We start from the raw sequence: 13,004 nt of genomic DNA on the forward strand, positions 1-13,004 counted from the left end.
CCGGCCCGCCACCCGCCGCTGTAGCCCGGTCCGACACCCCGGCCCGCCCCCTGACGCTGACGTCCTGAACCACACCCCGGCCCGCCCCCTGACGCTGACGTCCTGAACCGCACCCCGGCCCGCCCCCCTCGGCACTGCAGTCCTGAACCACACCCCGGGCCGCCGCCTGACGCTGACGTCCTGAACCGCACCCCGGCCCGCCGCCCTCGGCACTGCGGTCCTGGACCGCACCCCGGGCCGCCGCCCGGCGCTGCGTCCTGAACCATGCCCCGCCTCCGCCGCCCGGCGCTGCGTCTGCAAGCACGGCGTCACCCCGCCCAGGCGCCCCACGCCCGCAGTCCTGAACCGACCCCCGTGCCGCGTCTTTGAGCCGCTCCCGGGCGGCGGGCGCGGCAGGCGGGTGGGCGGCGCCGCCATAATGAACGCGTGCGGTACCTGATCCTGGGCGCCACGGAGGCGCACGACGACACCGGCACCGCCATACCCCTGGGCGGGCCCAGAGTGCGGGCCCTGCTGACCGCGCTCGCCCTGAGTCCGACGCGCCCGGTCCCCGTGCCGGCCCTCATCGACGACGTATGGGCCGACGATCCGCCCCAGGACGCGCCCGCCGCCCTCCAGGCCCTCGTCGGCCGGTTGCGCCGCGCGATCGGCAAGGAGGCCGTGGAGTCGGGGCCCGCCGGCTACCGGCTCGCCGCGCCACCGCAGGCGATCGACCTGTACGTCTTCGAGGAGCGCGCGGCACACGGCGCCGACCAGCTCGCCGCCAACGACCCCGACGCCGCCGCCGAGACCCTGCGCGCCGCCCTCGCCCTGTGGCGCGGCCCCGCCCTCGCCGACCTGCCCGAGCGCCACGCGGCCGTACGCCCCGAAGCGCGCCGCCTGACCGCGCTGCGCCACCGCATCGAGGCGGACCTGCGACGCGGCGCCACCGACGGGCTGCTCCCCGAACTGATGGAGCTGCTCGCCGCACACCCCTACGACGAGACGTTGCACGCCCAGCTGATCCGTACGCTGCGGGCCCAGGGCCGCCGGGCCGACGCGCTCGCCGCGTACGAGAAGGCCCGCCGCACCCTGGCCGAATCCCTCGGCGCCGATCCCGGTCCCGAACTGGCCGCCCTGCACGGCGAGTTGCTCCGCGACGCGCCCGCGACCGCGGGCCCGGCCGAGGGAAACCTGCGGCCCCGTCTCACGTCGTTCGTGGGCCGTGAGCCCGAACTCGCCGTGATCCGCGCCGACTTGGCGGCCTCGCGCCTGGTCACCCTCACCGGCCCCGGCGGCACCGGCAAGACCCGCCTCGCCGAGCAGGCCGCATCCGCGTCCGACATCGCCGCGTGGCTCGTCGAGCTCGCCCCGCTGGACGAGCCGGGCGCCGTTCCCGGCGCCGCGGTCTCCGCGCTCGGCCTGCGCGAGACGACGCTCCTGGCGCGGGAGGGCCAGCCCGCCCACAACGACCCGACCGCCCGCCTCGTCGACGACCTCTCGCGCCGCGGCGACACCCTGCTCGTCCTCGACAACTGCGAGCACGTCATCGACGCCGCGGCCCGCCTCGCCGAGACACTCCTCACCCGCTGCCCCCGGCTCCGCATCCTCGCCACCAGCCGCGAGCCGCTGGGCGTGCCGGGCGAGGCGGTCCGCCCGGTCGAGCCGCTGCCGCCGCTCCCGGCCCACCGCCTGTTCGCCGAGCGCGCCCGCACCGTACGCCCCGACTTCGACCCCGAAGCCGACCCGGAAGCGGTCGCCGAGATCTGCCGCCGCCTCGACGGTCTGCCGCTCGCCATCGAACTGGCCGCCGCCCGGCTGCGGTTGCTGACCCCGCGGCAGATCGCCGACCGCCTCGACGACCGGTTCCGTCTCCTGACCGGCGGCAGCCGCACCGTCCTCCCGCGCCAGCAGACCCTGCGGGCCGTCGTCGACTGGTCCTGGGGCCTGCTCGACCCGTCCGAACGCGATGTGCTGCGCCGCGCCTCCGTCTTCGCCGGCGGCTGGGACCTCGCCGCCGCCCAGGCCGTGTGCGGCGCCACCGACGGCCTTGCCACCGACGCCTTCGCCACCGACGGCCTCGCCACCCACCACCTCGCCACCCACCACCCCGCCACTGACGACCTCGCCGCCCTCGTCGAGAAGTCCCTGGTCATCGCCGTTCCCGCGGCCGACGGCAGCGGTATGCGCTACCGCATGCTGGAGACCATCCACGAGTACGCCGCCGAGCGGGCCGCCGAGACCCCCGACGTGCTGCGCGCCGCGGCCGACGCCCACACCGCGTACTACGGCGCGCTGGTCCGCCGCGCGGAACCCCTGGTCCGCTCGCACGACCAGCTCCCCTGGATCCGCCGCCTGGAGACCGAACTCGACAACATCCGGGCCGCACTGCGCCGCACGACCTCACCGCCCACCGCCGACGAGGACACCGCCACCGAACTCGTGCTCGGCATGGGCTGGTTCTGGTGGCTGCGCAACTACCGCGCCGAAGGCGCCGACTGGGCGCGGGCCGCCGCCGAGCTCTCGCCCACACCGGACGACGACACGGACCCGCGGTACTGGCCGCGGCTCCACCTCGATCTGCTCCGCTTCTTCCTGCTCTCCGACAGTGACCGCGACCAGGGCTTCGCCGATCCCGCTGTCCAGGAACGCCTCACCGTGATCCGCCGGGCCTTCGAGGTCGGCGGCCCGCAGGCGGCCCGTTTCCCGGGGCTGCTCTGGCCGTTCGCCACGTTCCGTACCGACCCGCCGGGGATGGTGCGCGAGTCGATCGACGCCGTCGTCACCAACTGTCGCCGCCACGGCGACGACTGGGCGACCGCGGTGGCCCTGATGTTCCGTACGCACATGGCCATCGACATGCCGGGCGGCTTCGAGGGCGTCGACGAGGACCTGGCCGAACTGCGCGAACTGGGCCGCCGCGTGGGCGACCGCTGGATGCGCGCCCAAGTGGCGGGTGCCGCAGCCGAGGCCGCGATGACCCGCGGTCTTCCCGAACTGGCCCGCCCCGCCTACGAGGAGGCGCTCCAGCTCTCCCGCGAGGTGGGCGCCCACCAGGAAGCCCCCTTCCTCACCGCCCGGGTGGGCGAACTCTGCTACCGCGAGGGCAACTTGGACGTTGCCGAGAAGTCCCTGCTGGAAGCCGCGGCGGAGGCACAGCGTTACCGGGTGGTCGAGGCGCTGCCGTACATCCACTCCCTGCGTGCCACCATCGCCCTCGACCGGGGCGACATCGCCGGCGCCGTAGCCCTGGGCGAGCAGGCCCTCGACTTCTCCTCGGCGGGACCACAGGGCCAGCCCCCGCACTTCGTCGCGCTGCTCGACGCCCTCGACGCCCGGGTCACCGCCGCCCGGTCCGGCCCGGCGGCCGGCCTCGCGCGCATGGCGGACGCCCTGCGCACGGCGGCCGGCGCCCAGTGCACCGAGCTGGTCCTGGCCCATCTCGCCGAGCGCGGCGCCCAGTTCCTCGTCGCCCTCGGCGACCACGCCCGCGCGGTACGGGTCCTGGCGGCGGCCCACGCCTGGCGCGCCGGCATCCCGCGTTCCGTGCCCGAGGCTGCGATCGAGGAGTCCATCGTCACAGCGGCACGCCAGGCGCTCACACCCGAGCGGTACGCGGCGGAGACCGCCGCCGGCGCGGGCCTGACCCCACCGGAGATCCCGCCCCTCCTGACCACGGCGACCGGCGTCTGACCCCGCCGGGACGCCCGTCCTGCCCACGGTGGCCGGCGCTTGAGCCCGGCCGGGACGCCCGTCCTGCCCCGCTGACCGATGCCTGACCCCGGCCGGCCCAGACGCAGGCCCCGGCCCGCCTAGCGGCAGCTGATCTGCGACTGCGCCCAGTCCGCGAGCGCCGCCGCTCCGAACGGGCCCTCCGGCTCGACGACGAGCCGGATCGTCCTGCGGCCCGACAGGTCGGCGTGGACCGGTACCGCCGGGTCACCGCCGTGCAGCACCGGCGAACGCCACAGCAGGGCCCCGTCGCCGTACACCGAGAAGCGCACCACCCCGAGCCCCATCGTCAGATGGTCCACGCCCGCGTACGCGTCGTAGGTGCGGCACTGGCGGTTGAGGTCGATGGTGACCGAGGAACGGCCGTGCACGGTCACGCCGTGCGTGAAGCGCCGGTCGCCGACGCGCATGCCCGAGCGCTGCCACAGCCAGCTGGAGCCGCCGAGCCGCACCTCGGGCTTGGTGCCGTCGCCGAGGATCCCGTACTGCAGACGGTTCACCTGGTACACGCTCGGGGCCGGTGGCGGCGGGGGAGGCGTGGGCTTCGGCGGGGCCGGCTCGGGCGGCGGCACCGGTCGAGGCGGCGTGGGCCGCGGGTGGGTCGGCGGCTGCGGCGGGGCGGGCCTGGCCACCGGCTTCTTCGGCGCGGGCCTGGGCGGCGGGGTGGGCTTGGGTGCGGGCGGTGCGGGGGGTGCGGGCGGCTCGGGCGCGGGGGGCGGCTGCTTGTGCGGGACGACGGGCGCGACCGCGGGCGGCTTCGCGTCGGGTTTGGGCGGCGGGGAGTCGTTGCCGGTCAGCGCGAACACGACACCGGCCGCGACCGCCACGGCCACCGCCGCCGCGATGCCGGCCTTGGCCGGGGCGCCGAGCCCTTCCGCCGCGGCACCTCCCGCCGCGCCGCCGGACGAACCGCCGCCCGTCGCCGCGGCCGCCGCACCGGCGCCCGCGGCACCGGCCGCGCCACCCGCGACCACACCGGCCGCCTTGAGCGAGAATCCGGCGGCGAACCAGCCGATGACCGCGACCGGGAGCAGCGCGGGGATCCCGGCGTTGACGTCCTTGAGTTCGACGACGGCGACCCGGCACTTCGCGCACTCCTCCAGGTGCTTGCTCAGACCACGCTCGGCCCGCATCCGCAGCCCGCCCCGCGCATACGCGCCGAGCCGGTCGGCATAGCGGGCGCAGTCCCCGCCTGAGGTCAGCGCGGTGGAGACGTGCGCCTGGAGGTAGGCCTGCTTGAGCCCTTCCCTGGCGCGGCTTGCGAGCACCGCCGTGGCGTTGGCGGAGAGCCCGAACAGCGGCGCGATCTCGCTCGGCGACTCCTCCTCGACGGTGGTGTGCCACAACACCGCCTGCCAGCGCTCGGGCAGCGAACGGAACGCCCGCATGGCGAGCGTCTGCTCGGCCTCGTGCATGGCCCGCACATCGGCGCCCAGGTCGATGGTGTCGTCGTCGGACACCTCGGCCGCGCGCGCGGACTGCTGGGCGAAGACCGCGAAGTCGTCGACGAGCTGTTCCCGCCTGGCGGTCCGCGTCCAGGACGCGGCGACCCGCCGCACGGTGGTCATCAGATAGGCGCGCACGGCCTGTTCGGGCCCGGCACCGCCGCGCACCGCCTGGAGCGTCCGTGCGAAGACCTCCGCCGTGAGGTCGTCGGCGGTGTGCGCGTCACGGCAGCAACTGCGGGCGTAGCGCCGCACCGCGTCGCAGTGGCGGCGGAACAGCTCCTCGTACGCGCTGTCGTCGCCGGCCCGCATCGCGTGGATCAGATCGGCGTCGGACTGCCCGGCCTCGGCGAACTCCAGGGCCATGCCCTCGCGCAGCCCGCCCTCGCGCTGCGTCGGCACGCTGGTGCCGGGGTCCCCGACTCCGTCCATGGGCCCCCAGGGACCCGGCAGTACGGTGCCGCCGAGCTCGGAGAGGGACGGCTCCCCCGCACCCGGGTGGGCCGGGCCGAAACCGCCGGCGGCCTGCCCCGGAACGGACACGGGACCGCCCGGCGCGAGGTGCCCGGGACCACCCGGCGCACCCTGGCCGGGGTCGGTCGGAGGGAGGTGTCCGGGGCCGCCCTGGCTGGGCACCTGCCGTGGCGGCCGTGGCCCGTCGGGCCCGCCCGACTCCGGACCGCCGCCGCCCGAGCGCGACTCGTCCCGCTCTTCAACGCCCATAGCGGAAGCCCCCGTAAGCACGCTCAGACCCGACCACCGGGCAAGCGTGCCACAGAGCACAAGCGGAGCCGAGCCTCCAGCGCGGCAACCACTCATCCGGGGAGAGTTACCGCACCGGCGCCCTAGCCGTCACCCTTTCGGGGAAGGCGCGGCGGCGTGCTGACGGCCCAGCGGACCCCCCGCAACCCCCGTGCCCGCTACGGAGGTTGACGCTCAGGCCGACGGACGTGAACGCAGCCCTTCGAGCAGGATGTCCAGGAGCCGCGCGGAGGCGGCGGCCTGCTGGTGGGCGTCCGGCAGCGACGGCGCCGCCGTGGCTATCACCAGGAGCACATCGGCGACGGTCACATCACCGCGCAGTTCACCGGCGGCCCGCGCCCGGTCCACCAACTGCCCGACCACGTCGAGCAGCTCGGCCGCGCCCGCGTCGTCCAGCTCCTGCTCGGGAGCCGACCGCTGCTCGACGACCCGGCCCCAGCCCGAGCCCTGCTCGGCCGCGCCGACCTGACGCTGCTGCGGCACCCGCGCCTCATCGAACCCGTCACGTACACCCTCGGGCCGCGCCCCCTCGGGGCGCCCCGCATCAGGAAGTACGCCCTCGGGAAGTACGCCCTCGGGCTCCTCGCCCTCCACGCCGACCCGCAGCACCTGCGGCGGAAGCAGCCGGCCGGCGCCCGACGCCACCGACGTGCGCAGGAAACGGGAGAGCGCCGACCACGGCTCCTCCTCCTGGCCGAGCGCCGTGCGCGCCTGGTCCGTCAGACGCGAGGTCTCCTCCTCGGCTATCCGGCGCACCAGCACGTCCTTGCTCGGGAACCGCCGGTAGACGGTCCCCACACCCACCCTGGCCCGGCGCGCCACGTCCTCCATCGGCGCCCCGTAACCGAGCTCGCCGAACACCTCGCGCGCCGCGCGCAGCACATGCTCCAGGTTGCGCTGGGCATCCACCCGCAGCGGCGCGGAACGCGACCCGCCGACGCCCGGACCCGTACCGAGCCGGCTGTTGCCGTCGGATGAGGCGACGACGGCCGTCTGCCAATGAGAGTCCTGAATGTGCATTGTTCCCCCGGTTATTACGTCTCCCCCCGGAGACTCCCCGCCCTGACAGCCGGGGACGGGTCCCTCACCCGAAACCCCGACGAGTTACGAACATAGTTGAGCCGGACTCAATTCAGAAGGGGTTCTTCCGCGTGGCGTGCCCCCCGATCGGACCAAGGGCCTCCGCCGGGCCGGATCGGCCCTGCCCAGCACGTGTCACCCACCGACTGGCCTGCGCTTTTTCCATTCCGGTGGGTGGAACGGGCCACCCACCACAGGACTGCCTTCCAGTCACACAATTTGTCAGGCCTGTGGACAAAGCCCGGGGCCCGTTGCGTCATGGGGTGGTGACAGAACCTGTGCGCGTACTCGTGGTCGGCGGCGGATACGTCGGGATGTACACGGCGCTGCGTCTGCAACGCGCGCTCAAGACGGAGCTGCGGAGCGGAACGGCCGAGATCACCGTGGTGGCTCCTGACCCGTACATGACGTACCAGCCGTTCCTGCCCGAGGCGGCGGCCGGCAACATCTCCCCGCGCCACGTCGTGGTCCCGCTGCGCCGCGTCCTCGACAAGTGCCGGATCGTCATCGGCGAGGCGGACCGCGTCGACCACGAGCGGCGCACCGCCACCGTCACCACCCTGGCCTCGCCCGAGGACGGCACCGGCGCCGTGGAGCTGTCGTACGACGAACTCGTCATCGCGCCCGGTTCGATCTCGCGCACCCTGCCGGTCCCGGGCCTCGCCGACTACGCCATCGGCTTCAAGACCGTCGAAGAGGCCATCGGCCTGCGCAACCACGTCATCGAGCAGATGGACATCGCCTCCTCCACCCGCGACCCCGCCGTCCGCGACGCCGCCCTCACCTTCGTCTTCGTCGGCGGCGGCTACGCGGGCGTCGAGGCGCTGGCCGAGCTGGAGGACATGGCGCGCTACACCGCGCGGTACTACCACAACATCAAGCCCGAGGACCTGAAGTGGATCCTCGTCGAGGCCAGCAACCGGATCCTGCCCGAGGTCGGCGAGGAGATGGGCACGTACGCCATCCGCGAACTGCGCGGCCGCAACATCGACGTACGCCTCGAAACGCGCCTCGACAGCTGTGAGAACCGGGTCGCCGTCCTCAGCGACGGCGCCCGCTTCCCCACCCGTACCGTCGTGTGGACCGCCGGTGTCAAGCCCGCCCCGCTCCTCGCCGCCACCGACCTGCCGCTGAACGAGCGCGGCCGGCTGCGGTGCACGGCAGAGCTGCGGATCGAGGGCGTCCAGCACGCCTGGGCGGCCGGCGACGCGGCCGCCGTCCCCGATCTGACGGCCGATTCCAAGGGCGCCGAGTGCGCACCCAACGCGCAGCACGCCGTGCGCCAGGCCAAGGTGCTCGCCGAGAACGTCGCCGCCGCTGTGCGGGGCGGCGCGTTCACGGAGTACCGGCACAAGTACGCAGGCTCGGTCGCATCGCTCGGCCTGCACAAGGGTGTCGCCCACGTCTACGGACGCAAGCTCAAGGGCTACCCGGCCTGGTTCATGCACCGCGCCTACCATCTGAGCCGCGTCCCCACCTTCAACCGCAAGGCCCGCGTGCTCGCCGAATGGACCCTCGCCGGACTCTTCAAACGCGAGATCGTCTCGCTCGGCTCGCTGGAACATCCGCGCGCCGAGTTCGAGATCGCCGCAGGGGGCGGCCCGCCCGCCAAGGGCCCCGCCCCGCACGACAACTGACGGTTGTCAGTGCGGTCCGTCACACTGGGCGTGTGACCATAGGTGGGCCCACACCTGCACAGAGTGATCCGGCGGACCACCCCCGCACCAGCACCGGCAGCACCGCACCCGCAGCGACACACGAGGCTTGGAACACCGTGAACTTCACGCGTTGGAGCGCCCGGCTCCCCGGTACGCAACGCCGCGCCGCAGCACGGACCGACCGCGACGACCGGGGCTCCGTGCCCGCGGCCCGCGGCGAATCCGGGCCGCAGCCGGAGCTTTGGCCGGACGATGTGACCGAGCCCCCGGTCCTCGACGACCTCTCGGTGCGCGACATCCTGGGCCAGCTCCCCGCCCTGGTCGTGCTCCTGAGCGGCCCCGAGCACCGCGTCGCGTACGTCAACGACGCGTACGCGGCCGCCTTTGGCACCCGTCCGCTGGGCGCGCCCGCCGCCAAGGTCTCGCCCGAGCTCGACGAACTCGGCCTGCTCCCACTCATGGACCAGGTACTGCGCAGCGGCACGTCCCGTACGGTCAAGTCCCGTCGGATCCAGGGCGCCGGCTGCTACACGGTGACGTGCAGCCCGGTCGAGGTCCCCGGCGAGGAGGAAGGCGGCGTCCTCGTCTTCGCCGCCGACGTCACCGACCACGCCGAGGCCGCCGAGCGGCTGCGCGCCAGCGAGCGCCGCCACCGCGAAACGGCCGTCACCCTCCAGCGCTCCCTGCTCCCGCAGGAGCTGGAGCAGCCCGACGACCTGCGCGTCGCCGCCACCTACCAGCCCGGCGGCACCGACGCCGCGGTCGGCGGCGACTGGTACGACGTGATCACCCTGGGCGCCGGCCGCACCGCGCTCGTCATCGGCGACGTGATGGGCCGGGGCGTGCGCGCGGCGGCCGTCATGGGTCAACTCCGCACCGCGGTAAGGGCGTACGCACGCCTCGACCTGCCCCCGCACGAGGTGCTCCAGCTCCTGGACGGCCTGGCCGCCGAGATCGACGCAAGCCAGATCGCCACCTGCGTCTACGCGGTGCACGACCCCAACGAGGGCCGCCTGGTGTACGCGTCGGCGGGCCACCTGCCCATCCTCGTACGCCACGAGGACGGCACCGTCCACCAGGCCGAGGACCCCACGGGCCCACCGCTCGGCACCGGCGGCTGGCTGCACACCTCCGGCACGATCGACCTGCCGCCCGGCGCCACCGCCGTCCTCTATACGGACGGCCTGGTGGAGCGCCGCAGGGAGGACATCGACGAGGGCGTGGCCGCGCTGGCGCGGGCGCTGTCCGGCGCGGTCGGCACCCCGCAGGTGGTGTGCGACCGGCTGCTGCGCTCGCTCGGCGTCACCGCCGAACACGACGACGACGTCGCGGTCCTGGTCTGCCAGCACCCCGCCCGCACCGGGCCGGCCGCCGAGCTCTTCCACAACGCGGCGCTCGATCTGCTCGGCGGCATCGAAGCGGCGCCGCGCGCCCGCGCGTTCGCCTCCGGTGTCCTCGCCTCCTGGCGCTTCCCCATGGAGCTGCGCGACCTCGGCGTCCTCGCGGCGAGCGAGCTGGTGGCCAACTCGCTCCAGCACGGCACCCCGCCGATGCGCCTGCGGCTCCGCCGCACCGACCGCCGCCTGATCATCGAGGTGACCGACGGCGACGACCATCTGCCGCGCCGGCGCCGCGCCGACCCCGGGGACGAAGCAGGACGAGGCATCTCGATCGTCGCGACGATCGCCTCGTCCTGGGGTTCGCGCCGCACACCGGGCGGCGGCAAAGCGGTGTGGTGCGAGTTCGCCCTGCCGGGGTAGGCCGGGTTCCGGGCGAGGCCTTTACGCGTGGGCGGGTGCCTGCTCCGGCAGGTGCACCGCGACCACGCGGGACTTCGCCGCGAGCATCGGGTGGTCCTGCGCGAGCGTCAGCTTCTTGCCGAGCCGCAGCGCGAGCACCGTGATCCCGAGCGAGAACAGCACGAACGTCACGATGTACGGGCCGTGCAGCGCGGCGCCCATCGGCCCGCCGACGGCCGGCCCGATCGCCAGCGCGAGCTGCTTGACCAGCGCGAACGCCGAGTTGTACTGCCCGACCATCGACTCGGGCGCGAGGTCCGCGACCAGCGGCGCCACGGTCGGCGACAGCATTGCCTCGCCGAGCCCGAACAGTGCGTACGTCGAGACGAAAGCGGCGGTCGCCATGGCCTGGCTGCCGTGCCCGAGCCCCGCGTAACCGGCCGCGATCCACGCGACGGCCCAGATGAGACCGACGGACGCGATGACGCGGCTGCGCCGCCGGCGCTCCACGAACTTCAGCACCAGGAACTGCGCGACCACGATCACGGCCGTGTTGGCGGCAAGAGCGACACCCAGCGTCGAGGGGTCGATACCGGCGGCCTCGGTGCCGTACGCCGCAAGGCCCGACTCGAACTGGCCGTAGCAGGCGAAGAACACCACGAATCCGAGCCCGCACAGCTGCACCATCGCCCGGTGCTTGAGGATCGCCCGGATCCCGCCGCCGGCGCCCTGCTCACCTGTAGGACGCGCGTCCGGGACGACCACCGAGCGCGGCATCTTCGCGGAGCCGGCGACAGCCGCGAGCACCAGGAACATCACGGCTTCGATGGAGAAGAGGAGGGTGAAGCTGGCGGGGCGGCTCGCGTCGACGATCTGGCCGCCGATGAGCCCGCCGATGCCGAGCCCGAGGTTCTGCAGGAAGAACTGCAGGGCGAAAGCACGGGTACGGGTCGTGGGACCCGAGCACCAGACGATCATCGTGGCGAGCGCCGGCTGCATCACGGCGGTGCCGGCGCCGAGCAGCGCGGCAGAGGCCACGGCGGCGGGCACGGTGGAGGCGAAGCCCAGGCCCAGCGCGCCGGCGGACGCGAGCAGCGCGGCGCCGACCAGCACTGGCAGCGGCCCGCGCCGGTCGATGACGCGCCCGGTGAACGGCAGCACCGCGAGCGCGGCCATGGCGAAGACGGCGAGCACGACACCGGCCGTGGTCGCACCCAGATCCCGCACCTGGGCCACGTACACATAGAGGTACGGAACGGTGAACCCGAGTCCGAACGCGCTCAGCGCGTTACCCGCCTGGATCCGGCGCATCGCTGCACCCATCGCCTTGGTCACACTCACCACCTTGAGTCGGGAAGTCCGCCGACCCCGAGCCCGGACAGGACGACGTGAGCCAGAGGGCTCGAACGTGAAGGGCTCAGATCTGAAGACTTCAACACTAAAATTAGATCCTTAACAATACACACTCAAGGACTTAGATGCCAACGAACCCCGTGCCATACTCGCGACATGGCTGAGACCACCGAGCCCGACGATCCCGCCGGCCCCCAGGAGCCGACCCTCGACGAGCAGATCGCCGCGTATCAGCGGGAGTACCGCGACCTCGACCCCCAGGTGGAGAAGGTCGTCTCGGCGCTGGGCCGCCTCAATCGCCGCATGAACGTGGCGTACGGCCGCCAGGTCGCCGCACTCGGCATCAGCAACGCCGAGTGGGAGGTCCTCAAGACCCTGCTCCTGGCGGGTGAGCCCTACCGCCTGGGCCCCGGCGAGCTCGCCAAGCGCCTCGGCCTCACGCCGGCCGCCATGACGCACCGCATCGACCGCATGGCCGGCGAAGGCCTGGTCACCCGCGACCGCGACGAGAACAACCGGGTACGCGTCATCGTCGAGCTGACCGACGAAGGCCGTACGAAGTGGCTGGAGGCCATGCGCATGGCCAGCGACTTCGAGGAGGACCTGCTCCAGGACCTGACCTCTGACGAGCGCGGGGTGCTCGGCGAGATGCTGATCCGCCTGCTGCGCAGGGTGGAGCACGCTCAGCCGGACGCGGGCGGCCGCCTCACCGACCTCGACTGAGGCCCGCGAAAAAAATCAGTGGACAGGAGCCAGGACCGGGGTTGACACACCCCACCCCGTTCCGTAAGGTTCTTCGAGTTGTCGCGGAGCCGATACGGTTCTGCAACAACCGTCCGCCGCAGACTCTGCGGCCACCCAACTCAGCACGGCCTCCCGATCGGGAGTGTTTTCGGCATGCCGAATTCATTTCGATAGGGACCGGAAGCCCCGATTACGGGTTGCCGGGAAAGTCCGCTAGAGTTCGGGAGTCGGAACGGCCCAACAGCCGGGAAGACAAGCCGACTTGGCCCCGGGAGACCGGGAATCGGGCCCGAAAGGATCTGATAGAGTCGGAGTCGCCGGAAAGGGAAACCCGAGAGGGAGAACCTGGAAGGCAATCCCCGCTCCGACGGGGAATCGGACACGAAAGAGTCTGATAGAGTCGGAAACACGAAATATCGAAGGGAAGCGCCCGGAGGAAAGCCCGAGAGGGTGAGTACAAAGGAAGCGTCCGTTCCTTGAGAACTCAACAGTGTGCCAAAAGTCAACGCCAG

Annotated in this window: 7 protein-coding genes; 4 read left to right on the plus strand and 3 right to left on the minus strand. The window is 73.3% G+C overall.

Annotation, left to right across the window (positions count from 1 at the left end; translation table 11 throughout):
- Window positions 1-426 precede the first annotated feature (426 nt).
- Window positions 427-3,672, plus strand: coding sequence for a BTAD domain-containing putative transcriptional regulator (locus tag AB0D31_RS33835; protein WP_362730492.1), 3,246 nt, complete (start codon window positions 427-429; stop codon window positions 3,670-3,672).
- Window positions 3,673-3,791: 119 nt separating this feature from the next.
- Here the strand turns inward: AB0D31_RS33835 and AB0D31_RS33840 are convergent, their stop codons facing one another.
- Window positions 3,792-5,879 carry a sigma-70 family RNA polymerase sigma factor gene (locus AB0D31_RS33840; RefSeq protein ID WP_362730495.1) on the minus strand — a complete coding sequence of 696 codons (2,088 nt, stop codon included), beginning with the start codon at window positions 5,877-5,879 and terminating at the stop codon, window positions 3,792-3,794.
- Window positions 5,880-6,092: 213 nt separating this feature from the next.
- Window positions 6,093-6,938 (minus strand): helix-turn-helix domain-containing protein, encoded by an 846-nt coding sequence (locus AB0D31_RS33845; protein WP_362730498.1) that lies wholly within the window; start codon window positions 6,936-6,938, stop codon window positions 6,093-6,095.
- Between the two features lie 338 nt (window positions 6,939-7,276).
- Between AB0D31_RS33845 and AB0D31_RS33850 the strand changes: the two genes are divergently transcribed.
- A complete protein-coding gene (locus tag AB0D31_RS33850) occupies window positions 7,277-8,635 on the plus strand; it encodes an FAD-dependent oxidoreductase (protein ID WP_362730506.1) in 1,359 nt (452 codons plus the stop codon).
- A gap of 137 nt (window positions 8,636-8,772) precedes the next feature.
- Window positions 8,773-10,416, plus strand: a complete 1,644-nt coding sequence (locus AB0D31_RS33855; RefSeq protein ID WP_362730500.1) for a SpoIIE family protein phosphatase — start codon at window positions 8,773-8,775, stop codon at window positions 10,414-10,416.
- A 21-nt stretch (window positions 10,417-10,437) separates the two neighbouring features.
- Here the strand turns inward: AB0D31_RS33855 and AB0D31_RS33860 are convergent, their stop codons facing one another.
- Complete coding sequence (locus AB0D31_RS33860; RefSeq protein WP_362730508.1) at window positions 10,438-11,718, minus strand: MFS transporter; 1,281 nt, start codon at window positions 11,716-11,718, stop codon at window positions 10,438-10,440.
- Between the two features lie 186 nt (window positions 11,719-11,904).
- Here AB0D31_RS33860 and AB0D31_RS33865 point away from each other — a divergent pair, with 186 nt between their 5' ends.
- A complete protein-coding gene (locus AB0D31_RS33865; RefSeq protein WP_362730503.1) occupies window positions 11,905-12,471 on the plus strand; it encodes a MarR family transcriptional regulator in 567 nt (188 codons plus the stop codon).
- The last annotated feature ends 533 nt before the right edge of the window (window positions 12,472-13,004 follow it).

Source organism: Streptomyces sp. NPDC048361 (assembly GCF_040651795.1).
Lineage (GTDB): Bacteria > Actinomycetota > Actinomycetes > Streptomycetales > Streptomycetaceae > Streptomyces.

What these genes read in the sequence shown, in the direction of transcription:
- AB0D31_RS33840 (WP_362730495.1), bottom strand. Translation starts at nt 5,879, where the DNA reads ATGGGCGTTGAAGAGCGGGACGAGTCGCGCTCGGGCGGCGGCGGTCCG.
- AB0D31_RS33845 (WP_362730498.1), bottom strand. Translation starts at nt 6,938, where the DNA reads ATGCACATTCAGGACTCTCATTGGCAGACGGCCGTCGTCGCCTCATCC.
- AB0D31_RS33860 (WP_362730508.1), bottom strand. Translation starts at nt 11,718, where the DNA reads ATGGGTGCAGCGATGCGCCGGATCCAGGCGGGTAACGCGCTGAGCGCG.
- AB0D31_RS33865 (WP_362730503.1), top strand. Translation starts at nt 11,905, where the DNA reads ATGGCTGAGACCACCGAGCCCGACGATCCCGCCGGCCCCCAGGAGCCG.